Here is a 25,821-nt window from a genome sequence, read left to right as displayed (position 1 = left end):
CGTCGAAGGGCAGGGCGGGCGGGTCGCGCTGGTGATGATCGGCTTCACTGAAGCCGACCTTGCCCGGAACGGATTGTCAAAGGCCCTTGGCTCCGATCCCGTGATCTTTTGCCCGGGCGGACATGACGTCCACGGAGATCCGCGTGAGCTGGTGCTCGACGCTCTCGTGGCTGCGCTGCCGTTTCTCGCCGACACGGTTTCAGGCGTCGCCGTGGCCTCCTATTTTGCCGTTCGCAATCCCGAACACGAAATCGCGGTACGTGACGTCATCCGCGAGCGCATCGGGCTCCCGGTGACCTGTTCGCATGAATTGTCGTCGAAACTCGGCGGCCCGCGTCGGGCGCTGACCACGCTTCTCAACGCCCGGTTGATCTCGATGATCGATCGCCTTGTCGACGCCACGGAGGGATTTCTGGCAAGACGCGGGATCGTCGCTCCGCTCATGGTCGTGCGCGGCGACGGCGCGCTCATTACCGCAGAATTCGCCCGCGCTCGGCCGATCGAGACCATTCTGTCAGGACCAGCGGCAAGCCTGGTGGGCGCGCGGTACATGACCGGCATCGATGATGCGGTGGTGTCCGACATAGGCGGCACTACCACCGACATCGCAGTTCTGGATGGTGGCCGCCTGCGGCTCGATCCGGAAGGCGCCACCGTCGGCGGAATGCGAACCATGGTGGAAGCCGTCGCCATGCACACCTTTGGCCTTGGTGGGGATTCGGAAGTTTCGCTTCATGAGCAGTCGTTGGCTTCGACGATCGTGCTCGGGCCCCGGCGGCTGGTACCGCTGGCGCTCGCCGCGGTGAAACACGGCGATGCCATATGCCAAGGTCTCAACCGGCAATTGCTCAGTCCCAACACCAGCCGGCTGGACGGCCGCTTCGCATTGCGCACAGGTGTGCCCGAACGTCTAACCGCAGGCCTGACGGTTACCGAGACGCGGCTCTATGCTGACATTTCGGCAATTCCCGCCGCGCTCGACCGGCTGCTCGTATCGACGTCACAGGTCGCGACGCTCAATCGCCTCGTCGCACGTGGCCTGGTGCATATCGTCGGCTTCACGCCATCCGATGCAGCCCATGTGCTCGGCCGGCAAGGGAACTGGGATCCTGTCGCGGCTCGACTGGGCGCCGAATTGTTCTCACGCAAGCGCGACGGCCAGGGGCATCGTGTCGCCAAAGGCGCAGAAGCGTTTTCCGAGATGGTTCTTGCCTCCGTCACCCGGCGTTCTGCCGAAGTAATTCTTGAATCGGTATTTGCCGAGGACGGGCTGGAGGGCGGCGTCTCCGTTGCCAACCCGCTGGTTCAGCGGGCGGTTGGCGGGCGAGGCGGCATGGCGCGGCTGTCGATCGCGCTCGACCGGCCGGTGATCGGCCTCGGGGCGTCGGCTTCGCTGCACTTTGCCGGGCTGCCGCAATTGATCGGCAATGAATGCAGCATTGCCGAACACGCCGATGTCGCAAATGCGTTGGGCGCCGTGGTTGGACAGGTGCGAATGTCAGCGGAAGCGCGCGTCAGCCAACCGGAGATCGGGCTTTTCCGTCTCAATTCCGGCGAGCGGCTGGACGACTATGACACCGAGGACGAGGCGATGGCCGCAGCCGAAGCCCACATTCGAGTCTTGGCGGCAGGTCTTGCCGAGCGCGCCGGGACCGATCAGGCTCGGATCGAGATCGCACGCGACATAAGAGTTGCTACAATCGAAGGCGAGCGCAGTTTCGTGGAAGCCATCGTCGTCGCGACAGCCACCGGGCGGCCGCGAATCGCGTCGTGACATGCACGCGTTATTGTGGTGGAGCGTTGTCGAGTGACAATGCTCTGACAGTATTTTTTCCTGAGGCGGCGATCGCCTCGTCGAGATCGCGACCTTGCCAATGTTCATCCGCAGCCGCCCGTTCCGCACCTGCTGGACGATCTCGCTCAACTGGCCACGACCGGACTCGACGACGAAATCGACCGCCAAGCCATCCGCGGGCTGCGCCTCGGCTGGTCCGACGACGGTCACCAGCATACCTCGCCCCGGATCAGGGCTGCAGACCGCTTCTGGATGTTGCCACCGATGACATCGAACACCAGATCGATGCTGCCGATGTCTTATCGGTGCCTTCCACGACAATATCGGTACTGAATTGCTTTGTGATTTGCACGGCCGCGGTGTGCGCCTGCAGTTACAAGTCTATCGACACCGCTCCCATGGGATGTGTGCAGCAGGCGAGCACATATCCGGCGTCCTTCTCCTGTGCGCTGAGTCCGCCGAAATCAGCCATTTCCACGTCGCCGCTGACCTTCAGCACACGACAGGTCCCACAAATCCCTTGCTGGCAAGCGCTTGGCAGGTACAGACCAACGCTCCGAGCGATTTCGAGCAGGGTCTGTGTCGAACGGCATTGGTGGGTGACACCTGTGCGAGCAAAACGCACGGAAGCGGCCTGGGCTGTTTGCAACACCGGTGCAGGCTTCAGCAGGCCGCCAAAGCTCTCCTCATGATACCGACCAGGATCCAAGCCGATGCTGTTGAGGGCGTTCCGGACTGCGTTCATGTAAGGCTCGGGCCCACAGGCATAAACGGTGCGCTCCCTAATGTCGGGAGCAAACTTCAGCAACATGGACTCACCAACCAATCCAGTTGGACCGGCCCAATTATGCACAGCTTCGGCGCAGACGACATGGACGTGAAAATTGCGATGGTCCCGTGCCAGGTTGTCAAGCTCGTCACCGAAGATGATGTCCTTCGGCGAGCGTGCGCTATGAATGAAGCAGACATCCTTGTCGGAGCCACTGTCGGCGAGCGTGCGCAGCATCGACATCACCGGTGTTATGCCGCTGCCGCCGGAGAGGAAAAGCGGCCGGTCGCTCCGCAGGTCATCCCAGTTGAAGCTGCCGGACGGGCCGTCGATCTCTATTTCGCTTCCCTGTTCGAGATTGTCATGCAGCCAATTGGAAGCGAGGCCGCCGGGGACGCGCTTGACGGTTATCCTGAGGTCTCCCACCCGGGTTGGCGGCGAAGAGATCGAGTAAGTCCGGACGGCCGGAGCGCCGTCGATCACGAGGTTCAGAGTGATAAACTGCCCGGCTTTGAACTGGCCGGCCTGCCCGCGCTTTGGACAAAAGACGAAGGTCTTCACGTCGTGCGTCTCCTGAACGATGCCGCGACAGATCAGCGTGTGACGTCCGCTGACGCGGTCGGATCGGCAGGAGGGAGGGAAAGAAACGAGGGCGTTCATCATCTGGCTCCCATTAAGGGGCCAAGAATGCCAGCAGGCCTACGTTCGATACAGGAGGAACCTCAAGCATCTATGATCGACAATATCGATCAAGCTTCCAGCGACATGACCGCAAGATGAAGCGCGCGAATGCCTTTCTTTATGTTTGGCTCATGCCGGCGTCGCGCGAGAATTGCGGTGTAGACGGGCTGATGCAGAGTTGGAGCACCTTCCACAATGTGGGAGGGTTGCTCGGCGGCGAAGCGACGCGCATCGTCGGCGCGCATGTAGCAGGTGCCGCCTGCGCGCCTCAGCATATTGTCGGCCAGCGTTTCGGAGCCCATCGAAAGCCGGCACGCAGTCAGATTTGGCAACGCCTCGGCATGAGCCTTCTCGAGCGCAACGGTGTAACCCGGCCGGATGTAATTGTCCGGGCTTACATCGCTAAGCCGGCGTGCCTTGGTCGAGACCATTGTATATTCCTCGACCATCAGTTGGTCATATGTGATCTCGGGCAGGTAGCGTGGAGCATAAACAACAGCAATATCGAGGTTTCCCAGGCTCAGATCAGATATCATCTGCGGCGAGTAGTCGGATTCGACATGGATCGAGGACCGCGGCAAGACTTGCAGCAGCATTTCCAACCAACCCGGCAGGATCGAGCGGGTCATTCCAACCTGGGCAGCGATCCGAAGGCTGCCTTCGAATCTGTTAAAGGCGCGCACGTCGTGACGGGCCTGGGACCAGGTCGACAGCATTGACCGTGCGTAAACCTCAAACCGCCGCCCTGCCGCAGTCGGCTCGGCACCGGCGCGGCCGCGATGGAAGAGTTCTGACCCCACGGCGGCCTCCAGGTTCTTGACACGGGTGCTGACCGTCGATTGCGTCAGTCCGAGGCGCTCCGCCGACCGGTTGAAGTTTCGCGATTCAATGATGTCGAGAAACGTCTCTATTTGTTCCAACTGCATAGGCGAGCCATCGATTTTTGCGATCGTATCTAGCTGTTCATACGCTTGATCCGAGCACTATCAAAGCGGAAGTTCGGTGCAGAAGCCACGGTCTGTGACGGCCGCATCAAAGGAAGAGGGAAAAGTGTTCATAGTCGATTGCGATTGCCACAACTATTGGTCCAACGCGACGGTGCTGGAGCCCTACCTGTCCGGTGTCTGGAAAGACATGTTCATCGAGGGCGAGAAGACCGGCCCGGTCGGCGCTTTTCCGCACGGCCATCGCCCCTGGTTTCATCCGCAGGATTTCTCCCGCAAGGATGTGCGACCGAAGGTGGAGGCGGACAACTACCTGATCATGAAGGAGAAGCACCTCGATAAATACAATGTCGGAGTGGCAATCCTAACTGGCGACGAGCCCATCGAAGCGTCGACACTGGCAAATCCCTATTACGCTAGCGCGCTGGTAAGCGCCTACAACGACTACCAGATCAATGAATGGCTGCCGAAAGACAGCCGCTTCATGGGCTCCATCATCATCGCACCGCAAGACCCGCGCCTTGCGGCGGCGGAGATCCGGCGCCTCGGCGCGCATCCCCGGATGGCGCAAGTTCTGGCCTCCCAAGGCTCTGTGCGGCCGTATGGCGACCCGTTCTATCACCCGATCTTCGAGGCCTGTGCCGAGGTCAGTTTGCCGTTCGCCATACATCTTGGTGGACATGGTGGCATCAACTGGAACGCTGTCGCGCCAGCGCCCACCACTTTCTTCTGGGAGACCCATGCGATCCTGCACATGTCGGCCATGTCGCATGTGGCAAGCATGATTGCCCATGGCGTTTTTGAGAAATGGCCGGACCTCTACTTCGTGATCATCGAGTGCGGCGTCGCCTGGGTCCCGTCGGTCCTGTGGCGCCTGGATGCCGACTACAAAGCACTGCGAAAAGAGACGCCATGGCTGAAAATGCTGCCGTCGGAATATTGCCGGCGCAACATACGTTTCTCCACCCAACCGCTGGAGCAGCCTTCGAATATCAACCACCTCTGGGCGATCCTGGAGGCCATGGACGGGGAGAACACGCTGCTGTTTGCGTCCGACTACCCCCATTGGGACTACGATGACGTCAACACTTTGCACATCCCGCCGGAGTGGCGCCGCAAGGTGCTCGGCCAGAATGCGCTAGACGTTTACAAGCGCATTCCCCGCCCGCAAGCCGCTGCCGCAGCGTGACGACCTGAGATGGCTGAGAAGACGTATATTTGTCGCGCCGACGAGATCCAGGTCGGAACGCCGTTCATCGCCAAGGTGCGCAGCCTGTCGATCGGCGTGTTCCGGATCGGCGATAGTTTCCATGCGCTGCTGAATGTATGCCCGCATCGAGGGGCCCCCCTTTGTGAGGGGCCGCAATGCGGAACGACTGCTCCCGTCGAGCGAGCCGAATTCATCTATCACCGTGAGAATGAAATCGTTCGCTGTGCCTGGCACGGGTGGGAATTCGACATCAGGTCGGGCGCAGCATTGGTCAACCCGTCCGTTCGCGCGAGGACGTTCCCAGTCTCCGTCGAGGCAGGGAGCATATACGTGACGGCCTGAGCATGGAGACACCCTCTGTCTACAGAGCGGGTATCGGAATCTCAACGACCGCCTAATGCGCTTCATCGTTTTTGCTAATGCGGCACAATTTGGGATGGATTGCCTGCACGTTTCGCTAACTTGACCAATAAGCTGAGAAAAATCAGCGCAACTCAACTGGGGAACGATATGAAAAACCGACTTCTTGCACCATCTCTGGGCGTTCTATTGTTGGCGCCGGTATCGTCGGCGTTCGGTGCAGACGTGACTATGCCGGATCCAAACTATGCTACCGCAACGGCGGTCATGAACGTCATCAAGAACGCGGCCGAACAGGAGCTTGGGCTCGACGTTTCCACCGTCACCACCACCGCAGTCCCAGTCATTTGGGAAGCCATGGATCGCAACAAAGGGGAGGTCGACATCTGGCCAGATGTCTGGCTGCCGAACCAGCAGGGCCTGGTAGACAAATATGTCAAAGGCGCCGGCACGGTGAAACTCGCGCAGAACGGCTACGAAGCCAAGCAAGGCTATTGCGTCACCCAGGTCACGGTCGACAAATATGGCATCAAGGATGTCGCGGATCTCACCAATCCGGACAACGCCAAGATCTTCGACACCAATGGCGACGGCAAGGGCGAAATCTGGATCGGCGCGTCAGGCTGGCAGTCGACAAACATCGAAAAGGTGCGGGCCCGCGACTATGGATTCGCCGATTTCTTCGATCTCCAGGTGACCGACGAAGCGGTGGCCGCGGCATCGCTCGACCGGGCCGCGAAGGCAGACAAGCCATGGGTCGGCTACTGCTACGGCCCACACCAGAATTTCGCCCGCTACAAGCTTGCCTTTCTCACAGAACCGAAACACGACCCAGCCAAGTTCGTGATGCTGCAGCCGAGCGAGGATCCTCAATGGTTCGAAAAATCGAAAGTGTCGTCGGCATATGCTGACACCACCGTGCACATCGCCTATGCTGCTTCGCTGGCCCAGCGGCAACCGGAACTGACCGCCGCCCTGGATCGGATTACTTTCAATCCGGACGACATCAGCAAATGGGCCTATGCAATCATCGTCGACAAAAAGCCGGCAGGCGATGTGGCGAAGGAATGGATCAAAGCCCACCCCGACGACGTGGCGAAGTGGTTCGGTCATTGAAGTCCAGGGCCGGCATTGCAGGCTCTGAACCGGCCTGCACTGTTGCCCGGCCGCTCAAATCCGTGATCGGACGGGAGCGGTAGACGGTGGACACCGCACCGATCATTGCGCCGGGAGGACCCGGCCTGGCGGACTGCGGAGACGCGGCAAGCCATGGTGCCGCCATCATTTTGAAGGGCGTCTGGAAAATCTTTGGCGCCCGCGCGCCAGTGGCGATGATGGCGATTTTGCGCGACCGCCTGGACAAGGACGAAGTGGCCAGGCGCTTCGGATGTGTCGTGGGCGTCGCCAACGTCAACATTTCGGTTCGGCCGGGTGAAATCTTCTGCGTCATGGGCCTGTCGGGCAGTGGCAAATCGACATTGATCCGCCATATAAACCGCCTGCTCGAGCCGTCCGCCGGCGAGATTTTCGTCGACGGTGAAAACGTCATGGCCAAGTCGCCCGCTGAGTTGAGGGCATTGCGGTCTCGCAGGATCGCCATGGTGTTCCAGAGCTTCGGTCTGCTTCCGCATCGCACCGTACGCGACAACGTCGCGCTCCCGCTGGAGATCCAAGCCGCGACCAAGCAGCGGAGATTTGACGCGGCCGAGGCGGCACTTGCCAAGGTGAACCTGTCGGGCTGGGGGGATCGCTACTGCCATGAGCTCTCAGGCGGCATGCAGCAGCGCGTCGGCCTCGCCCGCGCTTTGGCTGCCGATCCAGCGATCCTGCTCATGGACGAGCCATTCAGCGCGCTCGATCCCTTGATAAGGCGGCAACTTCAAGACGAGTTCCTGGCCCTCTCGCGCTCGATGGGAAAGACAGTGATCTTCATCACCCATGACCTCGACGAGGCGATCCGGATCGGCGATCGCATCGCGATCATGAAAGATGGCGTCATCGTCCAGACCGACACGCCCGAGGAGATCGTCACATCTCCGAAGCACGACTATGTCGCGAAATTCGTCGCCGACATCTCGCGCCTGAAGGTGATCACCGCCGGGCGCATCATGGAGTCGGTCGAGAGTTTCAAGAGCCGGTCTCATCCGGAATTGGACGTCGAGCGGTTGCGCAGGGTGGATTCTCGAGAATCCCTGGCCGAACTCGTCGAACTCGCGGCACGGGATGCCGCACCGCTTGCTGTGACAGATCCCGGTGGGTCTGTCGTCGGCATCGTCGACAGGCAGATACTGCTTCACGGTCTGCGAAAGGGCGAAATCCGTGAACGCCCATGATCCTGTCGCTGTGCAATCGATAGAGCACGCCCAACCGGTAGAGGAAGGACTCGTACGAGAATTCGTCCTCCGCAACCCCGATTATTATATCGATGTGTTCGCCCGCATCCGGCGGGCTTCCGGTGCCGTCTGGCCGTTCAACCTGGCGGCCGCGCTGCTTGGACCGGTGTGGGCCGCTGCCCGAGGCATCACACTTCTGTTCTGGCTCATCTTCTTCCTGGAGACGCTTGCGGTAGTTCAGATCGGCGTCGGCGCGGCTGGCAACCTCGGCGCCGGGGAGCAAGCACGCGCCGAACGCGTCACCAAGCAGGCACAGGCGCGCGCGGAACAGGCAAAGGCCGCCGAGGCAGCGGGGGTGGACAATGCAGCTGGCCTGAAATCATCAGCGGCCGCTCTGGAGAAAGCTGCCAACACGGCCAGAATGCGGGCCGACGCCGCAAAGGCGAAGGCGCCGGTTGTAATTGGGTCCGGCATTGTCACTTTGCTCTTCGCCAGGTTGATCGCCGGTTTCCTCGCCAACCGGATGCTGGAGCGGCGCTTCGCGCGCTGGCGTTCGAACCCGACGCTTCAGCGCGGGCACAATCATCCGCTGGCGCTATGCGCCCTTGCCTTCTGCATCGCAGCCTATGGGCTTTCGGTCTATCGCTTCGCCGCGCCGACACCAGCCGTCTGGCTGACTGCCGCGCCCTCGAATCGCGAGTGGCAGGCCGCGTTGTCATCGGGTCTGGACAGCCTGATGGGAGCGGTGTCGCATCTCGGGGAGGGCTTTTTCGGCGGCATCACAGGCGCAATATCGTTGGTGCTCGATGCCTTGGCCTATGGACTGACGGGCATGCCCTGGCCAGTGACAATGGCGATCATTCTAGCCCTGGCCTGGCAACTGGCGGGGCCGCGCGTCGCCATCTTCACCGCGGCTGCGCTCGCCTATCTTGCCGTGCTTGGCTTTTGGGAAAAGAGCCTGGAAACAGTCGCCCTGTTGGGCACATCGGCCATTATCTGCCTCGCGATAGGAATTCCGCTTGGGATATGGTGCGGACGCCGACCGCGCGTCTATGCCGCCGTGCGGCCGGTGCTCGACTTCATGCAGACCATGCCGGCATTTGTCTATTTGATCCCGGTGATCGCATTGTTCGGCATCGGCAAGCCGCCCGGCGTCATCGCCACGCTGATTTTCGGTACTCCGCCAGTGGTGCGCCTGACTGCGCTCGGTTTGCAGGGTGTCCCGCCGGCCATTAGAGAGGCCGCGCAAGCCTATGGTGCAACAAGATGGTTTCTCCTGACCCGGGTCGATCTCCCGCTAGCGATGCCTTCCATCATGGCCGGCATAAACCAGACCATTTTGATGTGCCTTTCAATGGTGGTCATCGCTTCCCTGATCGGCGCCAAAGGGTTGGGAGAAGATGTCCTCAATGCGCTTCAATACGCAGCTGTCGGGCAGGGACTGCTCGCGGGCTTCGCCATACTTCTCTGCGCCATGATCATCGACCGTATCGTGCAAGGACGAACCAGATAAAGCCGTTTGGGAACGATCTTCTCGCGGAGCTCGGCCGGTCAACATTCCACGAACGGGCCATCAAAGATGCGGTACCGGCTCTAGAAATAAGCCTGGTCCGGCTCGCTGGCCTTGCGGTTGGCGATGAAGGCCTGGAGCGCTTCGTCGATCGCCGGATCGAGCCCCGGATCCTGGTAGTCGTCGAGCAGCCTCTTCCATTGCCGGTTGGCGCGTTGCGCGGCGTCGAGCCGGCCGTCCTCGTTCCATTGCTCGAAGGAATTGTTGTCGCTGCTGGTGGAGCGATAGAAGGCCGAGAGGAAATTGGACTGCGTATGCGCACTGCCCAGGAAATGCGATCCCGGCCCGACCGCTTCGATCGCCTCCATCGCCTGCGCATTGAGCGACAGATCGATGCCTTCGAACAGGCTGGCGACCTTGCCGCAGAGATCGGCGTCGATGACCGTCTTTTCGAAACCGGTGACCAGTCCGCCCTCGAGCCAGCCGGTGGCGTGGTTGATCACGTTGGCGCCGGCAAACATCGACATCAATATGCCCCATGTCGCTTCCTGCTCGGCCTGTGCGTCGGGAAGCTTTGAGGCCGACAGCGAACCGACGGTGTGGAACGGCACGCCGACGCGACGCGCCAACTGCCCGCAGGCGAGCACCATCTTGCCCGCTTCCGGCGTCCCGAATGTCGGCGCTCCACTCTGCATCGAGATCGTGCTGGCAAAGCTTCCCATCAGGCAGGGCGCGCCGGGGTTGATCAGCTGTACGAGGCTGAGACAGGCGAGCGCCTCGGCCAGCACCTGCGCCAGCGTGCCGGCGACCGTGCACGGGCTCATCGCGCCGGCCAGCGTCCATGGCGTGCAGGCGACCGGCTGGTTGTTGCGGGCGCAGACCTTCAGCGAACCCGACATGTTGGCGTCGAGCACCAGCGGCGCATTGGTGTTGGAGACGTTGTAGAGCACAGCGTTGTTGGCGACGAACTCCTCGCCGAAGACGATCTTGGCCATGTCGACCGCGTCCTGTGCTCGCCTCGAACCGATGAACGCGCCCATGAAGGCACGGTCCGAATGGCGGATGTGGGTGTAGAGCATGTCGAGATGACGCTTGTTGGCCGGCAGGTCGACAGGCTCGCAAACGACGCCGCCCGAATGATGTAGATGCGGGATCATCTGATGGATCTTCACCAGATCGCGGAAGTCCGCGATCGTGGCGTAGCGCCGTCCGCGATCGAGATCGTGGACGAAGGGCGGTCCCCACGACGGACACAGCACGGTGTTGTCGCCGCCGATCACCACCGTGTTGGCTGGGTTGCGAGCGTGCTGCTTGAATTGCGAAGGCGCGGTGGCGCGGATGATCGTGCGGCACATGCCGGGCTCGAAGCGAACCCTGGTGCCCTGCACGTCGGCGCCTGCATCGCGAAAGATGTCGAGGATCTCGGGATCGTCATGGAACTCCATGCCGACCTCCTTGAGCAGCCGGTCGGCATTCGCCTCGATCAGGCTCAGGCCTTCCTCGTCGAGGATATTGAACGTGCCGATCCGCCGGCTGATGTAGGGACGCCGCGGCGCCTGCTGGGCCAGGCGCTGGCCTTGCCTTCCCGCTCGGCCCCCGCTTCGTGGCGCTGGAGCGTCGATCATCGCGTCCTTGTCCATTTTCGTCTCCGTGATCAGGCAGGCATGAAGGCGGCCGGCGCATCGGCCTGAAGGCCGCGCAGCCGCAGATTGTCCGGATCGTAAGGCGCTTTCTTCAGCTCCCGCGCCGTCAGATCCCTGCCGAGGATCGAGACGGTCAGGCCTTCAGCCGCAACACCGGGTCGCAGATAGGCGAGCGCAACGGTCTTGCCGGTGCGGAAGCCGTGGCTGCCGGAGGTAACGACCCCGACCGGGCGCCCCGCCTGCATCACGGCGTGGGCGTAGAACGGCAGCCTCTCGCCGTCGTCATCGATCTCGAGCAGCAGCATGGACCAGGCGCTTTCGCCGATGCGCTCCAGCATCGCCTCACGGCCGACGAACGTCCGGTTGTCAGTCTTGACCAGCGCACCCAGCCCAGCCTCCAGCGGCGTACGTTCGGTGGTCAGGTCGGCGCCCCAAGCACGATAACCTTTTTCCAACCGCATCGCGTTGAGCGCGTAGATGCCGAACGGACGCAGGTCGAACTGCGTTCCGACCTTGGTGATCGCTTCGTAGAGCTTGCCGAACTGCGCCAACTGAACGTGCAGTTCCCATCCGAGCTCACCGGCATAAGAGACCCGGAGCGCTGCCGTCTTGATGCCGGCCACGCGGATGATCTGCGCGGAAAGCCAGGGGAATGCAGCATTCGATAGATCGGCTTCGCAGATCTTTCCCAAGAGGTCACGGGCACGCGGCCCCATCACGCCGAGCACGCCGCGCCTTTCGGTGACGTTGTCGATCGTCACACCTGGAAAGGCTGCGGCGCGTGAGCGTAGCAGACCTTCGTCATGTCGCTCCGCAAGTGCTGCGCTGGTCAAGTAGAACCCATCGTCGCCGAGTCGGGTCACGGTAAATTCCGACGCCACGCCGCCCTTTGCCGTCAGCGCGTGAATGAGCCCGATGCGGCCGTGACGTTCCGGTGGTCGGTTGGCGCCGAGCGAAGCCATGAAGGCGCTGGCGCCTGGTCCGCCGATCTCGAATTTGGAGAAGGCCGAAAGGTCGATGGCGCCGACGCTGGCCTGCACGTCACGGCACTCGCCGCGCACCGCGTCGAACCAGCCGGGCTTGCGGAAGGTCAGTGGCGGGTCACGGTCGGCGCCCTTGGCAGCGAACCAGTTCGGCCGCTCCCAGCCATAGGCGGCGCCCAGCACTGCCCCCTGGCTTCTCTGAAGTTCGAGCGCCGGCGTCGTGCGGCGCGGGCGGCCGGCCTCGCGTTCCTCGTTGGGATAGTGGATGCCGAATTGCAGGCCGAACCCTTCCACCGCCTTGTCGATGCGATAGTCGCGGTCGGCATAATTGCCGAAGCGGCGTGGGTCGATGGCAAGCGCATCCATTGGCGGTGATCCGTCGACGATCCAGTCGGCGAGAAAGCGACCGGCGCCGCCGCCTTCCATCACGCCCATGCTTGAGCCGGTGAGCAGCCAGGCATTGCCGAGGCCGAATGCCGGACCGACCAGCGGATTGGCATCCGGCGTGAAGGTGATCGGCCCGTTGACCACCGTCTTGATGCCGGCATTGGCGAGTGCCGGGACACGCTCCATCGCCAGCGCGATGATGTGCTCGACCCGATCCAGGTCTGGCGGCAGCAAGTCCATGCCGAATTCTGGTGGCACGCCATCGACCGCCCAGGGGTGAGCCGACTTTTCATAGGGGCCGACGATAAAGCCGTCGCGCTCCTGGCGCAGATACCAGCTTTCTTCCGGATCGCGGATGATCGGCAGTTCCTTGGCGCCGGCGGCGATCCGGTCGGCAATCTCGGGGACGGTATCGGTCACGACATATTGGTGCAGCATCGGCACCACGGGCAGGTCGAGCCCCATCATGGCGCCAATCTCGCGGCACCATGTGCCGGCCGCGTTCACCACATGCTCCGCGACAATGTCACCCTGTTGTGTGCGGACCAGCCACTCGCCCGATGGCTTGCGCTCGATTGCCAGGACCGGATTGTGGCGCACGATCTCGGCGCCGCGCGAGCGCGCGCGGCTGGCCATTGCGTTGGTCGCCAGCGTCGGATCGACATGACCGTCATTGGGCTCGTAGATCGCGCCTATGATGCCGTCGGTATGGCAGAGCGGATAGATCTGCTTGAGCTCATCGGGACTGAGAATGTGGAAGTCATGGCCGACGAACCGGCCAAGCCCCTGCACATGGCGGAATTCGTCCATGCGCTCCGGCGAGCGCGTAATGCGCAATGCGCCGCTTGGGTGGAAACCTGTCGGCAACCCGGTCTCGGCGGTCAGGATTTCGCGATAGAGCCGCACCGAATGCGCGCGCATCTCCATGATCGTCGCATTGTGGGCGAAATGCGTGCAGAGCCCGGCGGCGTGCCAGGTCGAGCCTGCTGTCAGCTCCTGCCTCTCGACGAGCATGACATCGCTCCAGCCGCGCTTGGCTAGGTGATAGAGCAGCGACACGCCCATGGCGCCGCCGCCGATAACGACCACGCGGGCCTGTTGTCTCATGAATTTTCCTCCGCGCTTACGCGCATGCGCGATCCGGTTGGGTCATAGGGTGGCTTGTCGAGTGGGCGCAGCCTGTAGCGCGCACCGGCCACCGCGATCTGGTAGTCGCAGGCAAGCAGCTGCGTTTTCGTCTCGCCTGGATCACAGGCAACGTAGCCCAGGCAAAGGCTGAGCCCCGTGCGAACGCCGAGGCCACCTGACGTCGTCAACCCGGCAAGTTTGCCGTCGCGATAGATCGGTTCGTCATGCAGCAGAAGCGGATTGTCGCCGTCGACGGCGAAATGCATGAGCCGGCGCTTCAGGCCATCGGCCTTCTGCTTCAGCAGGGCATCGCGGCCGATGAAATCATCCCTCTTCCAGGACACCGCGAAGGAGAGGCCCGCCTCCAGCGGCGTGTCCTTCGGCCCGATATCATGGCCCCAATGGCGATAGCCCTTTTCTAACCGGCAGCCATCCAGCGCGTAGTGGCCACAAAAGGTCAGGCCATGGGCGCCGCCCGCTGAGACGATCATGGCAAGCAGGCTCTCGGCGTGTTCGACCGGCACATAAAGCTCGAAGCCGAGCTCGCCGACAAAGCTGACTCGGGTCGCCCGCACATTCGCGGTGCCGATGTCGATGCGGCGCGAAGTCGAGAACGGGAAGGCTGCGTCCGAAAGATCGACGTCAGTCAGGCTCTGCAGCAGCGCCCGCGAATTCGGCCCCATGACCCCGAGAACGGCCTCCGCGGACGTGGCGTCGAAGACCGAGACGTTGAGACCAAGATCCTCAGCATGGCGCGCGATCCAGGCAAAATCTTTCTGTCTGGTCGCGGCACCTGAAATAACCCGGAAGCCGTGCTCGTCGACTCGCGTGACCGTCACATCGGCCTCGATGCCGCCGCGTGCGTTGAGCATCTGCGTATAGACGGCGCGGCCTTCGGGCCTGTCGACGTCCCCCGCGCACAGGCTTTGCATCAGCTGGATCGCGTCGCGTCCACGCACATCGATCTTGGTGAAGGGCGAAAGCTCGAACAGGCCAACGCCTTGCGCCATTCGCTCGGCTTCGGCCTTGGCCGGGCTCCACCATTTCTGAGCGCCGACGGAATAGCCGCGCGTCTCCGTGCCGCCGAACCAGAGCGGTCGCTCCCAGCCGGTCGGCGCGCCGAACACAGCACCCGCTTCGGCGAACGTACGGTGAAAGGCGGAACGCCGCACCTCGCGCCCGGCGGCGGCCTGCTTGTAAGGCCAATGCATGCGGAAGAGGTCGGCAACCGCTTCCTCCATCCTGGCGCCGACGAAAGAGCGCGCCGCGGCGGCGCGGTCGAAACGGGCGATGTCAAGCGCCCACAGATCGAGGCTGGGCTCGCCGTCGACGATCCATTCGGCCATGGCCTTGCCGGCGCCGGCCGACGACATCATGCCTGTCGAGTTGAAGCCGGCGGCGACATAGAAGCCGCGCAGATAGGGCGACTCGCCCATCAGCGGCCGCGTGTCGGGGGTAAAACTCTCCGGGCCATTCATGAAGTGCCTGATGCCGGTCTGCGACAGCGCCGGCAGGAGTTTCAGCCCGGCCGACATGAAAGGCTCGAACTGCTCCCAATCCTCGGGCAGTTCGAGGAATGGCCTGTCGCCAACCGGTCCGCGAACGTCGAAGAGCTTGGCGTTCGGCTCGAAGCCGCCCAGCACCAGCTTGCCCGAATCACCCTTGATGTAGATGCCTTCGTCGAGGTCGCGCAGGATGGGAAACGGATCCTGCAGGCCGGCGATCGGCTCCGTCACGACATACATGTGCTCGACGGCCTGCAGCGGCACAGGAACGCCGGCGAGCGCGCCGATATCGCGCGCCCAGGCGCCGGCACAGTTGACGACGGTCTCGCAATCGATGGTGGCGCCGGAGGCCAGCTTGACGCCAGCGACCCGGCCGTTGCGGGTCACGATGCCCGAACAGGCTAACCCCTCGAGGATGCGGATACCGGCGGCGCGGGCCCGTTTTGCATAGGCCGCACAGATATCAACTGGATTGGCCTGGCCGTCTTCCTCGACCCACAGCGCGCCCTCGACGCCATCGGTGACGATGCCGCGCACGTGCTCGGCCACGCCCGCCTGATCGACAATCCCAACGGTGAGGCCGCAGACATTGCCCAAATGCGCGATGCGCTTCAGTTCGTCCATGCGCTCCGCACGTCGCGCCAGCCACAGGCCGCCGGTGCGGCGGTAGCCGGACGCCTGGCCCGTCAGTTCCTCGAGGCGTGGAAACAGCTCGGTCGCATATTGCGCCAGCCTTGTCAGGTTGAGGCTGGCGCGTAACGGACCGACGATTCCGGCGGCGTGCCAGGATGTGCCGCTGGTCAGTTGGTGGCGCTCCAGAAGGACGACATCGCTCACGCCCAGTTCGGCAAGGTGATAGGCTATGCCGAGGCCAATGACACCGCCGCCAATGATCACGATGCGTGCGCTGCCATTCACCTTGTGGGATACCTTCGCTGGATTGGAACAGCGCGATCTTTTCCCGCTAAACTACTTGCGCTCAACCCAAATTTCGCAACATTAGGAAAACTTATGATGCTTCACGGGCGGAGTTGCGGGTGAAGAGCGGCAGTTTCGATTTCAACCTTTTCCGATCGATCGAGGTTTTCGTCGCCATCGTCGAGACCAGGCACGTCACCCAGGCGGCACAGATGCTGGGCATGACGCAATCGGCCGCTTCGCAGCATCTGAAGAACCTGGAAAGCGCGCTCGGCGTCAGCCTGATCGATCGCAATTTGCGGCCGATCGAGCTCACCAAAGCCGGCATCGCGCTGCATCGCCGCGCCGTTGCCATACTGGCCGAGGTCGAGGGCCTGCGCACCGACGCGCGGCGCGTCAATGCAGCACCGCTGCCGCTGTTGCGCATCGCGCTTCTGGCGTCGATCGCGACAACGCTGGCGCCGGCGCTTTCGGTCCTTGCCCGCAAGGGTTTCGGCATTCCCGAGCTCAGCCTGTTCGCGGGTTTGGCGACCGACCACGTCGCCTTGCTGCGGGCCCGCCGCGCCGACCTCGCCGTCACCTCCGGCGAGCTGTTCGAGATTGAGGGACTGACACGTTATCCTGTGATGACCGAAAAATTCCTGCTGGTGACGCCAAAGGGTTTTGCCGGCGATGTCGGTGACATCGTCAAGCTCTCCAAGAAGCTCGCCTTCGTGCGCTTCTCGCGCGAGACGCCGGTTGGCCTGCGCGTCGACCAGCATCTGAGCCGCCTGCGCATCGAGATCCCGCGTGCTATGGAAGGTGACCGCTCCAGCGTGGTGATGGCGCCGGTCGCGGCCGGCATGGGCTTTGCGATCCTGACGCCGACCCTGCTCATCGACGGGCTGGCGGAGGGTATGGAGATTGACGTCCATCCCTTGCCGTTCACCGGGCTGTCGCGCAACATCCTTCTGGTCGCGCGCGAGCGGGAGCTCGGAAACCTCCCCGAGGCTTTCGCCACGCGTACCGCGGAAGTGCTGACCAACGCGATCAGCACCCGCCTGCCTGGCCTTCCCGCCGACTGCTATGCCGTCGATCGCCCCTCGTCGCATGACTAATCAACTCCATCAGTTATCCTGATAAGGAGGTTTGGCGGTGTGCGCGCCGCGCATTCCGTGTTTTCAATCCAGGAGTTCGCAACACGGGAGACACGGCATGAACGCTCCGCACGTCCATTCCAACCTGGACATCGACTGGTCGACCGAGGCCATCGTCGATCGGCGGAACCGCTTCTATTCGGCCACGCAGCGCAAGTTCGTTCCTTACAAGGACCCGCTGATCCTCAAGCGCGGCAAGGGCCAGTATGTCTGGGACGAGAAGGATCGTAAATACATCGACCTGCTCGGCATGAACCTTTGCATCTCGGTCGGCCACGCGCATCCGCAGGTGGTCAAGGCGGCCACCGAGCAACTGGCGGAACTGACGCATTGCACGACGATGTTCTACCACCCGGTTCCGGCTCAGTACGCCGAGGAACTGGTGGCAACGATGCCGGCCGGTCACGATTGGGTCGTACATTTCACCAACAGCGGGGCCGAAGCGATCGATCTTGCGCTGCTGATGGCGCGCTCGCATACCGGCAACATCGACATGCTGGCGCTTGCCTCGAGCTATCACGGCGCCACTTTCGGCGCGCAGTCGGTGACCGGGATAGCGGGTTTTCGCCATCCCGTGCCCCAGCTTGGCGGGGTCACTTTCGTGGCCGAGCCCAACCAGTATCGCGGCATTCATGGCGAAGGCTTGCAGCCCTATCTCGACGAGGTCGAGCGCGCCATAGCGAGTTCAACCAGCGGCGGGCTGGCCGGCATGATTATCGAGCCGGTGCAGGGCTATGGCGGCATCGTGCCGATGCCGCCGGGCTACATTGCCGGCGCTGTCGAGCGTGTCCGCGCGGCCGGCGGTCTCTGTATCATTGATGAAGTGCAATCCGGTGTCGCCCGAACCGGCGATGCCTTCTGGGCGTTTGAATCCCATGGCATTGTGCCCGATATCGTCGTCATCGCCAAAGGTGTGGGCAACGGCATCCCGCTCGGCGCGGTCATCGCCAAGCGAGATGTCGCTGAATCCATGGCCGATAAATTTCTGTTCCACACCTATGGCGCCAATCCGGTGGCATGCGCGGCCGGCCGAGCCGTGCTAAAGGCCATAAAAGAGGAACGACTCCAGGAGAACGCCCGGGATGTCGGCGCGGTGCTCAAGGGTCGCCTTAACGACATGAAGGAGCGCTTTCCAATCATCGGCGATATCAGGGGCCGTGGGCTTATGCTTGCGATCGAACTCGTCAAGGACGGCGCGACGAAAGAGCCGGCGCCGGAGGAGACGCTCGCCGTTTTCGAGGAAACGCGCCGCAACGGGCTCGTCGCCAGCCGCTCGGGACCGTACCGCAATGTCATCCGCATGTGTCCGCCGCTTTGCTTAGCAATGTCCGATATCGAGGATGTCGTCGACCGCTTCGAAAAAAGCTTTGCGGCATTCAGCGGTCAATAACGGTTCCTGTGCTCGGAGGGGCACAAACCTTTGGCGGCGGCTGAGCAGCAGAGAGAATCATTCGGAAAGGACCGGGCCCGCCCAAACCGGCTCTGTCGACGTGCGGAGGCTGAGCTGTCAGAAACATGCTTGTTGGATTGAGGTCAGTTATCCTCTGGGAGCCATCCAGACTTGCTCGGTCATAGCAAGATCGTGAACACGGTCCGCTATCTGGGAGTCGATGTAGAAGATGCTCTCGAACTTGCCGAGGCAACTGAGGTGTGATCAAGAGCGGCTCCACTTCACGAGTGGAGCCGTGAACAATTTGCGCGTGCATCTCGGCCATTTGGCGCACGCTGCCAGTGGCTGAAAGCTGGCATTCGACGCATGCAGAGAAGGCTTTCTGCTCATCGTTCGTCATGTGATAGGGTGATTTCAATTCGATAGGAAGATCATCCTTATGGCTGCGTCGCCGCTCGTGAGGTCCCGCCGTAGCCGGTGAACAGACATGCACGCTTTCAACTATCCCAGCTGGAACAGGATCGTCTTCGACCGCAGCCGTGGCACGCCGTTGAACGAGCAACTTTTCGAGCAGTTGCGCCGCTGGATACGGGATGGCATCGTGGCGCCAGGAGCGCGCCTGCCGCCAAGCCGCGTCATGGCCGAGGAACTCGGGCTCTCGCGCAACACCGTTGTCCTCGCCTATGAGCGACTTGCCACGGAGGGCTATGTCGCACGTCGGATCGGCGCCGGCACCTTCGTCGAAACCATGCTGCCGGAAGACAATCACCCCCGAGCCGAGACGGCGGTCATACCGGTGTCAGGTCCAAATGCGCTCCCGGCACCCTCGCGCCGCGGCCAGGCGCTGCTCGACATGAACCTGCCAGCCGAACGCATCGAGACCTACGATCTCAGCGCCGGCGTGCCGGCGCTGAACGAGTTCCCCTATGACGAGTTCGCTCAGATCGCTAGCCGCCGCTGGCGCGAGCACGCCAGCGCCCACACCGGCTATGACTATTCGCGCGGCGCGCCACTGCTGGCCACCCGCATCGCGGGCTATCTGGCGGAGGCTAAAGCGATCAACTGTCGTCCCGAACAGATCATCGTCATCGGCAATACGCTGCAAGCGGCCGCTCTCGCGTCTCATGTTCTGCTCGACCGCGGCGACACCGTTCTGGTCGAAGATCCTTGCCACATGCCCGAGATCGCCACGCTGGAAGCCTTCGGCCTTGTCACCGTTCCCGCCCCGCTCGACAGGCAAGGCTTCGATACAGAAGCCGCCGGCGTGATGGTCCGAGAGGCGCGTATGGCCGTTGTCTCCCCGACCGAGCAATGGCCGTTCGGCTGCACGATGACGGCGGATCGCCGGCAAAAGCTGCTTGATTGGGCGGCGGACCGGCCCGGCTGGATATTCGAGGATGATTCCAATAGCGAGATCCGCTGGTCGGGCGAAGCGCAGACGACGCTCTACGCGCGCGATCCGCGGCGGGTCATCTATGCCGGCTCGTTCAACCGCATGCTGGCGCCCGGCCTGCGGCTCGCCTATTTGATCGCGCCGATACCGCTGGTCGAGGCGTTCGCCCTCGCCCAGCGTATTTTCTCCTTCTACGCACCGCTACCGGACCAGGCGCTGGTCGCCGACTTCATGGACCAGGGGCGACTCGCCTCGCACCTTCGGCGTATGCGCACCATCTACCGCGATCGCGCCGCCTGCCTGACACAATGCCTGCGCGCAAAGCTGCGAGACGGCTTCGACGTTCCCGACGTTCACGCCGGCCTACACCTGACCGTCCACGCACGCGAACCGTTTGACGACGTGGCCGTATCGCGAACACTGCTCCAGAAGGGGCTGGACTGCCCACCACTCTCGCGCTACGCACGCCGGGAAACCAAGCCGAAGGGTCTTGTGCTGGGCTTCGGCAACACGTCGGTCCGCCGCATCCCGCGTTGCGTCGACATCCTCGCGCAGACTATCCTCGAACACGGTTGACGACGCATTCACAGCCCACGGGACTGGAATTGGTCCGCTGCCCGTCGGCGAAATTGGCTCTTTGGGCAGCCGCGCTTCCGGGACAATCTCCGTGTCCAGCCGATCGGGAGGCAAGGGCACCAAGTGGACATGGACCAAAACACCGTTCTGCGGGCAAATAACATCCGTAAGAGCTTCGGCGCTCTGGAAGTCTTGAAAGGCGTCGACCTGGTCGCCCATGCCCATGACGTGATCACCATGATCGGCGCCAGCGGGTCGGGCAAGAGCACCTTCCTGCGCTGCATGAATCTTCTGGAAATTCCCGACGCCGGCACGATCGCGGTGGAAGGCGAGGAATTGACGCTGGATCGCAGTTCGGGGCGCGCGAAGCTGAATGCGCGCCAGATCAATCGCATCCGCAGCCGCATCGGCATGGTCTTCCAGAGCTTCAATCTGTGGAGCCAGCGCACCGTGCTCGACAACGTGATGCTTGCACCGATGAAGGTGCTCGGCCTGTCCAAACAGGAGGCCCGGCAGCGAGCCGGGGCCTATCTCGCCAAGGTCGGGCTGTTCGAGAAGCGCGACCACTACCCCGCGCATATTTCCGGCGGCCAGCAGCAGCGCGTCGGCATCGCCCGCGCGCTGGCGATGGAGCCGAAGCTGATGCTGTTCGACGAGCCGACCTCCGCGCTCGACCCGGAACTGGTCGGCGAGGTGCTCTCGGTCATGCGCACGCTCGCCGAAGAAGGACGCACGATGATCGTCGTCACCCATGAAATAGGTTTCGCGCGCGAGATCTCGCGCGAGGTGCTCTTTCTCCACCAGGGCATGGTGGAGGAGCGCGGCCCGCCGGGACAGGTTCTCGGCGATCCGCAATCGGCGCGCTGCCGGGCCTTCCTGCAGCGCGTTCTTTGAACAGGACAAACAACAGGGGAACATGATGAAAAAACTTGTCTTGGTGCTTGCGGCCGGCCTCGCCGCCTTCGCCACGCAGGTCTCGGCGCGCGACCTGCGCGTCGGCAGTGAATGCACATACCCGCCGTTCAACTACAAGGACGCGAACGGCGAGTTGCGCGGCTTCGACATCGATGTCGCGAAGGAAGTTGTCAAGCGCCTCGGCGCCGACGCCTCCTTTGTCTGCATGCCTTTCGATTCGCTTATTCCGGGCCTTGTCGCCGGCAAGTTCGATCTTCTCGCCGCGTCGATGTCGATCACCGACGAGCGCAAGAAGAGCATCGACTTTTCGATCCCGTACCGCTCCTCCACCGCCCGGTTCGTCGGTCCGGACGGAAGCGATGCCAAGCCGCTGACGGACGACGGCAAGCCCAACCCCGATGGTCTCAAGGGCAAGACCATCGGGATCGAGCGTGCCTCAACTTACGAGAACTACATGCGAGACAACTTTCCTGAGGCCACGATCCAGCTCTACGACACGGCCGACAACATGCTGCTCGACCTGACCTCCAAGCGGACCGATCTCGTCTTCGCCGGCCCGATCAAGCTCGCCAACGACTTCCTCAACAAGGACCGAGGCAAGGGTTACAAATTCATCGGTCCGGAGATCAAGGACGTGAAGTATTTCGGGCCAGGCGTGGGCATCGGCATGCGCAAGGACGATGCCGGCCTGCGCGACGAGCTCGACAAGGCGATGAAGGCCATGATCGACGACGGCACGTTCAAGACCATCAACGACAAGTACTGGTCGTTCAGCGTGCTGCCGGCATCGAACTAGGCCGAGCCGTACGGTTCATCGCCGGCCATTTCACCCGATGGCCGGCGTCTTTCTTCTTGCCACCGCAGGAGCGGCAGATGGACATTTTCCAGGGATGGGGTTTGGAGGTCGCGAGCGGGCTCATGACCACCGTCGAGGTCGCGCTGCTGTCGCTGGCGGTCGGCCTCGTTTGGGGCATTCTCGGCGCGCTGGCACAGCTCTCCTCGAACTGTGTGCTGCGCGCCATCGGCCGGGGCTTCACTCTGGTCGTGCGCGGCACGCCCGAACTCCTCATCATCCTCATCGCCTATTTCGGCGGCACGGTGGCCCTGACCGGCTTGGCGAAGATGATTGACCCCAGCATCCACTTTCTCGAAGTGCCGGCGATGCCGGCCGGCGTCTTCGCGCTCAGCCTGGTCTTCGGCGGCTACGCGGCCGAGGTGCTGCGCGGCGCCTATCTCGCCATTCCCAAGGGCGAGATCGAGGCGGCAGATGCCTTCGGCATGTCGGCCGCGACCAGCTTCATCCACATCCGCCTGCCGCTGATGTGGCGCTACGCGCTGCCCGGCCTCGGCAACAACTGGATCTCGCTCATCAAGGACACGTCGCTTATCTCCATCGTCGGGCTGGAGGAGCTGATGCGCATCTCCACCATGGCGACGCAGGTCAATGGCGAACCCTTCCGCTTCTACCTCGCCGCGGCGCTGATCTACCTCCTGCTCACCATACTGAACACCTCGATTGTCGACGCGCTGGAACGGCGTGCGACGCGCGGCGAGAGGAAGCTGGCGCGATGAACTTCGAGCTTATGGTCGAGAGCTTGCCGGCGCTGCTGTCGGCCACCGTCACGACGATCGAACTGCTCGTCGCCTCACTCTTCTGCGGCATGGCGGTGGCACTTCCCGTCGCCATCCTGCGCGTCAGCGGCCCGGCGCCGGTGCGCCTCCTGCTGCACTGGTACATTTACTTCTTCCGCGGCACGCCGCTCCTGGTCCAGATATTCCTTGTCTATTACGGTCTCGCCCAGCTCGACGTCGTTCGCGACAGCTTTCTGTGGCCATATCTGCGCCAGGCCTGGGTGTGCGCCATTCTGACCTTCAGCCTGAACACGGCCGCCTACACCGCCTACATCCTGCGCGGCGCCATCGAGGCGGTGCCAGCCGGTGAGATCGAGGCGGCGCGTGCCTGCGGCATGTCGACGGCGTTGACCTACCGCACGATCATCCTGCCGGGCGCCTTCCGCATCGCCCTGCCGGCTTACGGCAACGAGGTGGTCAGCATGCTGAAATCCACATCACTCGCCTCGACCATCACCGTCATGGAGCTGACCGGCGCCGCCAACACGATCGTCGCCCGCACCTTCGCGCCCTATGAGCTCTTCATCACCGCGGCGCTTATCTACCTCACCATTACCTACGTGCTCACCACGGCGTTGCGCGCCCTCGAATACAGGCTTTCACGACACACGCGTCCTCTGGACGAACCCGCAACCCCACTCATAGAGGGAGCCGACAATGCCGGCATCTGACCCCAAGACCTTTACGGCTTTCGCCGGTTCGCTGGCAGACGTCAGCCGGGCGACAATCCAGGAAGCGCTCAGCGAGCAACACGGCTTCGTTTCCAAGGGCGATGCAAGCCCTGTCACCGCGGTAGACCGGGAGGTCGAGGAGAGGCTGCGCGCGCGCATCCAGGAGGCGTATCCCGACCACGGCATCCTTGGCGAGGAATTTGGGTCCGTCGGCCTCGACGCGGAATGGGTCTGGGTCATCGATCCGATCGACGGCACCAAAGCCTTCATCACCGGCATTCCGACCTTCGGCACGCTGATCGCGCTGGCCCGCAACGGCGTTCCCATGCTCGGGGTCATCGACAATCCCGTCACCAACGAGCGCTGGCTGGGCGCCGACGGTTCGCCGACCACCCTCAACGGCAAGCCCGTACGCACGCGCGCCTGCCAGGACCTTAGCGAGGCCCTTGTCGGCAACGGCAACCCGGAATCCTTCGACGACAAGGATACGGCCGCCTACAAGAGGCTGCGCCGCCAGGTGCGCTGGAGCGTCTATGGCGGCGGTTGCCATGCCTATGGCCGCGTCGCCGACGGCGCGCTGGACATCAATGTGGACGGGGGGCTGGACGCCTTCGATTATTGCGCACTGATCCCGATCGTGCGTAACGCCGGTGGCGTCATGACCGACTGGCAGGGCGGCGAGCTGACGATCCGTTCCGGCCGCCGTTCCGTCGTGGCCAGCGCCACACCTGAGTTGCACAGAACTGTGCTAGGCATCCTGGCCAACGCGACCTCACCGGCCCGCGCGGCTTCCTGAAGAAGAGGAATCGTACACACATGCAGATCGAAGAATTCACCCTCGAACGCATCCAGTCGCTCTACGAGAACATCGTCGAGTACAACCTCTCCGATAGCGGGGTACACCCCTATTCGCTCAACGAACTGCTGAGCCCGGAGGAACGCGAAAAGGTGCTTGCCGCCGAACTCGGTTACGGCTGGACGAACGGTGCCGTCGTCCTTCGCGAGGCGATCGCGGCCACATACAAGAATCGTACGGCCGACGAGGTGATGGTCACCAACGGCTCGGCCGAAGCCAATTTTCTGATGGCGATGACGCTGCTGGAGCCGGGCGACGAGATCATCGTCGTCGTCCCCAACTACCTGCAGATCAGGGGATGGGCGAAGGCGCTCGGCGCGGTGGTACGTGATGTGCCGCTGCGCGAGGAACTGGGCTGGCTGCCCGATCCGGCCGACATCCGCGCGGCGATTTCGCCCCGCACCAAGGTCATCACGCTCTGCACGCCCAACAATCCGACCGGACGCGTGGTGCCGGCGGACCTGCTCGGGGAAATTGTGGCCATCGCACGCACCAACGGCATCTGGCTACATACGGACGAGGTCTACAAGGGAGCCGAATACGGTACCCTCGAGCCGCCGAGCAGCGTCGACCTTTATGAGAAAGCCATCGTCACCAGCGGCTTGTCGAAGGCGATGGCGATGCCGGGCCTGCGCATCGGCTGGCTGGTCGGCCCCGCTGCCGAGATCTATGCCTCCTGGCAGCGCAAGGACTATACCTCCATCACTACCGGCGCGGTCAGCGAACTGGTCGCGTCGATGGTGTTGCAGCCGGCGCGCCGCAAGGCGATCCTCGACCGCAGCCGGGACCTCCTGTCACGCAATGTCGACATGATGGTGCGCTGGGTCCGCGCCAACGAGGGGCTGGTCTCGCTGGCGCCGCCGCAGGCAGGCGGCATGGCATTCGTGCGCTATCACTTGCCGATAAATTCGACCGAGCTGGCGCATCGCGTCAAGGACGAGCAGGGCGTGCTTGTCGCGCCGGGCGACGTCTACGGCATGGACGGCTATTTCCGCGTCGGCATCGGCGCGCCGGCGCATGTCCTGGAAGGCGGGTTGGAACGTGTGCAGCTCTTCCTGCGCGGCCTTGCCCGCTCGGCGGCCTGAA

Annotated in this window: 20 protein-coding genes and 2 pseudogenes; 16 read left to right on the top strand and 6 right to left on the bottom strand. The window is 62.9% G+C overall.

Annotation, left to right across the window (positions count from 1 at the left end):
* The coding region (locus FJ951_RS22165; protein ID WP_140517495.1) for a hydantoinase/oxoprolinase family protein at positions 1 to 1,774 on the top strand (1,774 nt) is incomplete at its 5' end.
* 10 nt (positions 1,775 to 1,784) lie between these two features.
* Here FJ951_RS22165 and FJ951_RS28895 read toward each other — a convergent pair.
* The 3 genes and pseudogenes from FJ951_RS28895 to FJ951_RS22150 form a co-directional block, all read right to left on the bottom strand.
* Positions 1,785 to 2,094: pseudogene (locus FJ951_RS28895) on the bottom strand (zinc-binding dehydrogenase); the annotation flags it as partial.
* Positions 2,095 to 2,168: 74 nt separating this feature from the next.
* On the bottom strand, positions 2,169 to 3,224 hold the full coding sequence (locus FJ951_RS22155; RefSeq protein ID WP_181172266.1) for a hybrid-cluster NAD(P)-dependent oxidoreductase: 1,056 nt from the start codon (positions 3,222 to 3,224) through the stop codon (positions 2,169 to 2,171).
* An 89-nt stretch (positions 3,225 to 3,313) separates the two neighbouring features.
* Positions 3,314 to 4,171, bottom strand: a complete 858-nt coding sequence (locus tag FJ951_RS22150) for a LysR family transcriptional regulator (protein ID WP_140517493.1) — start codon at positions 4,169 to 4,171, stop codon at positions 3,314 to 3,316.
* A gap of 124 nt (positions 4,172 to 4,295) precedes the next feature.
* Here FJ951_RS22150 and FJ951_RS22145 point away from each other — a divergent pair, with 124 nt between their 5' ends.
* The 5 genes from FJ951_RS22145 to FJ951_RS22125 all read left to right on the top strand — a co-directional run bounded on the left by FJ951_RS22145 (position 4,296) and on the right by FJ951_RS22125 (position 9,605).
* Positions 4,296 to 5,378 (top strand): amidohydrolase family protein, encoded by a 1,083-nt coding sequence (locus FJ951_RS22145; protein WP_140517492.1) that lies wholly within the window; start codon positions 4,296 to 4,298, stop codon positions 5,376 to 5,378.
* A 9-nt stretch (positions 5,379 to 5,387) separates the two neighbouring features.
* Positions 5,388 to 5,741 carry a Rieske (2Fe-2S) protein gene (locus FJ951_RS22140; RefSeq protein WP_140500687.1) on the top strand — a complete coding sequence of 118 codons (354 nt, stop codon included), beginning with the start codon at positions 5,388 to 5,390 and terminating at the stop codon, positions 5,739 to 5,741.
* Between the two features lie 120 nt (positions 5,742 to 5,861).
* Complete coding sequence (locus tag FJ951_RS22135) at positions 5,862 to 6,875, top strand: glycine betaine ABC transporter substrate-binding protein (protein WP_140517491.1); 1,014 nt, start codon at positions 5,862 to 5,864, stop codon at positions 6,873 to 6,875.
* 86 nt (positions 6,876 to 6,961) lie between these two features.
* Positions 6,962 to 8,092 (top strand): betaine/proline/choline family ABC transporter ATP-binding protein, encoded by a 1,131-nt coding sequence (locus tag FJ951_RS22130; protein ID WP_348641797.1) that lies wholly within the window; start codon positions 6,962 to 6,964, stop codon positions 8,090 to 8,092.
* Entirely contained in the window at positions 8,079 to 9,605 is a 1,527-nt protein-coding gene (locus FJ951_RS22125; RefSeq protein WP_210239748.1) for an ABC transporter permease subunit, read from the top strand. Before FJ951_RS22130 ends, FJ951_RS22125 begins: the two co-directional genes overlap by 14 nt.
* An 80-nt stretch (positions 9,606 to 9,685) precedes the next feature.
* Here FJ951_RS22125 and FJ951_RS22120 read toward each other — a convergent pair whose 3' ends face one another.
* The 3 genes from FJ951_RS22120 to FJ951_RS22110 are packed head-to-tail and all read right to left on the bottom strand — an operon-like array spanning position 9,686 to position 16,166.
* Complete coding sequence (locus tag FJ951_RS22120; RefSeq protein ID WP_224684688.1) at positions 9,686 to 11,242, bottom strand: trimethylamine methyltransferase family protein; 1,557 nt, start codon at positions 11,240 to 11,242, stop codon at positions 9,686 to 9,688.
* A 14-nt stretch (positions 11,243 to 11,256) separates the two neighbouring features.
* Complete coding sequence (locus tag FJ951_RS22115) at positions 11,257 to 13,722, bottom strand: FAD-dependent oxidoreductase (RefSeq protein WP_140517490.1); 2,466 nt, start codon at positions 13,720 to 13,722, stop codon at positions 11,257 to 11,259.
* Positions 13,719 to 16,166, bottom strand: a complete 2,448-nt coding sequence (locus FJ951_RS22110) for an FAD-dependent oxidoreductase (RefSeq protein ID WP_140517489.1) — start codon at positions 16,164 to 16,166, stop codon at positions 13,719 to 13,721. Before FJ951_RS22110 ends, FJ951_RS22115 begins: the two co-directional genes overlap by 4 nt.
* 119 nt (positions 16,167 to 16,285) lie before the next feature.
* Between FJ951_RS22110 and FJ951_RS22105 the strand changes: the two genes are divergently transcribed.
* From FJ951_RS22105 to FJ951_RS22065, 10 genes and pseudogenes are all read left to right on the top strand, one after another.
* Complete coding sequence (locus tag FJ951_RS22105) at positions 16,286 to 17,263, top strand: LysR family transcriptional regulator (protein WP_140500683.1); 978 nt, start codon at positions 16,286 to 16,288, stop codon at positions 17,261 to 17,263.
* 97 nt (positions 17,264 to 17,360) lie between these two features.
* On the top strand, positions 17,361 to 18,692 hold the full coding sequence (locus FJ951_RS22100) for an aspartate aminotransferase family protein (protein ID WP_140517488.1): 1,332 nt from the start codon (positions 17,361 to 17,363) through the stop codon (positions 18,690 to 18,692).
* A gap of 171 nt (positions 18,693 to 18,863) precedes the next feature.
* Positions 18,864 to 18,956: pseudogene (locus FJ951_RS28890) on the top strand (integrase); the annotation flags it as partial.
* Between the two features lie 223 nt (positions 18,957 to 19,179).
* A complete protein-coding gene (locus tag FJ951_RS22095) occupies positions 19,180 to 20,661 on the top strand; it encodes a PLP-dependent aminotransferase family protein (RefSeq protein ID WP_140517487.1) in 1,482 nt (493 codons plus the stop codon).
* Between the two features lie 129 nt (positions 20,662 to 20,790).
* Positions 20,791 to 21,555 carry an ATP-binding cassette domain-containing protein gene (locus FJ951_RS22090; protein ID WP_140500680.1) on the top strand — a complete coding sequence of 255 codons (765 nt, stop codon included), beginning with the start codon at positions 20,791 to 20,793 and terminating at the stop codon, positions 21,553 to 21,555.
* Positions 21,556 to 21,580: 25 nt separating this feature from the next.
* Positions 21,581 to 22,372 carry a transporter substrate-binding domain-containing protein gene (locus tag FJ951_RS22085; protein WP_181168452.1) on the top strand — a complete coding sequence of 264 codons (792 nt, stop codon included), beginning with the start codon at positions 21,581 to 21,583 and terminating at the stop codon, positions 22,370 to 22,372.
* Positions 22,373 to 22,449: 77 nt separating this feature from the next.
* Positions 22,450 to 23,148, top strand: coding sequence for an ABC transporter permease subunit (locus FJ951_RS22080; RefSeq protein ID WP_140517485.1), 699 nt, complete (start codon positions 22,450 to 22,452; stop codon positions 23,146 to 23,148).
* Positions 23,145 to 23,879, top strand: coding sequence for an ABC transporter permease (locus FJ951_RS22075; protein ID WP_140517484.1), 735 nt, complete (start codon positions 23,145 to 23,147; stop codon positions 23,877 to 23,879). The genes FJ951_RS22080 and FJ951_RS22075 overlap by 4 nt, the downstream gene beginning before the upstream one ends.
* Complete coding sequence (hisN, locus tag FJ951_RS22070; RefSeq protein ID WP_140500676.1) at positions 23,866 to 24,675, top strand: histidinol-phosphatase; 810 nt, start codon at positions 23,866 to 23,868, stop codon at positions 24,673 to 24,675. The genes FJ951_RS22075 and hisN overlap by 14 nt, the downstream gene beginning before the upstream one ends.
* Before the next feature lie 20 nt (positions 24,676 to 24,695).
* Complete coding sequence (locus FJ951_RS22065; protein ID WP_140500675.1) at positions 24,696 to 25,820, top strand: aminotransferase class I/II-fold pyridoxal phosphate-dependent enzyme; 1,125 nt, start codon at positions 24,696 to 24,698, stop codon at positions 25,818 to 25,820.
* Position 25,821 lies beyond the last annotated feature (1 nt).

It is taken from the genome of Mesorhizobium sp. B2-2-3 (genome assembly GCF_006442405.1).
In the GTDB taxonomy this organism is placed as follows: Bacteria; Pseudomonadota; Alphaproteobacteria; order Rhizobiales; family Rhizobiaceae; genus Mesorhizobium.
Note: the sequence above shows the minus strand (reverse complement) of the source record. Positions and strands in the feature narration are given on the sequence as shown.

Excerpts from the sequence above, each read along its gene's own strand:
- FJ951_RS22155 (WP_181172266.1), bottom strand. The coding sequence starts at position 3,224 with ATGAACGCCCTCGTTTCTTTCCCTCCCTCCTGCCGATCCGACCGCGTC.
- FJ951_RS22150 (WP_140517493.1), bottom strand. The coding sequence starts at position 4,171 with ATGCAGTTGGAACAAATAGAGACGTTTCTCGACATCATTGAATCGCGA.
- FJ951_RS22140 (WP_140500687.1), top strand. The coding sequence starts at position 5,388 with ATGGCTGAGAAGACGTATATTTGTCGCGCCGACGAGATCCAGGTCGGA.
- FJ951_RS22120 (WP_224684688.1), bottom strand. The coding sequence starts at position 11,242 with ATGGACAAGGACGCGATGATCGACGCTCCAGCGCCACGAAGCGGGGGC.
- FJ951_RS22115 (WP_140517490.1), bottom strand. The coding sequence starts at position 13,722 with ATGAGACAACAGGCCCGCGTGGTCGTTATCGGCGGCGGCGCCATGGGC.
- FJ951_RS22100 (WP_140517488.1), top strand. The coding sequence starts at position 17,361 with ATGAACGCTCCGCACGTCCATTCCAACCTGGACATCGACTGGTCGACC.
- FJ951_RS22095 (WP_140517487.1), top strand. The coding sequence starts at position 19,180 with ATGCACGCTTTCAACTATCCCAGCTGGAACAGGATCGTCTTCGACCGC.
- FJ951_RS22090 (WP_140500680.1), top strand. The coding sequence starts at position 20,791 with ATGGACCAAAACACCGTTCTGCGGGCAAATAACATCCGTAAGAGCTTC.
- FJ951_RS22085 (WP_181168452.1), top strand. The coding sequence starts at position 21,581 with ATGAAAAAACTTGTCTTGGTGCTTGCGGCCGGCCTCGCCGCCTTCGCC.
- FJ951_RS22080 (WP_140517485.1), top strand. The coding sequence starts at position 22,450 with ATGGACATTTTCCAGGGATGGGGTTTGGAGGTCGCGAGCGGGCTCATG.
- FJ951_RS22075 (WP_140517484.1), top strand. The coding sequence starts at position 23,145 with ATGAACTTCGAGCTTATGGTCGAGAGCTTGCCGGCGCTGCTGTCGGCC.
- hisN (WP_140500676.1), top strand. The coding sequence starts at position 23,866 with ATGCCGGCATCTGACCCCAAGACCTTTACGGCTTTCGCCGGTTCGCTG.
- FJ951_RS22065 (WP_140500675.1), top strand. The coding sequence starts at position 24,696 with ATGCAGATCGAAGAATTCACCCTCGAACGCATCCAGTCGCTCTACGAG.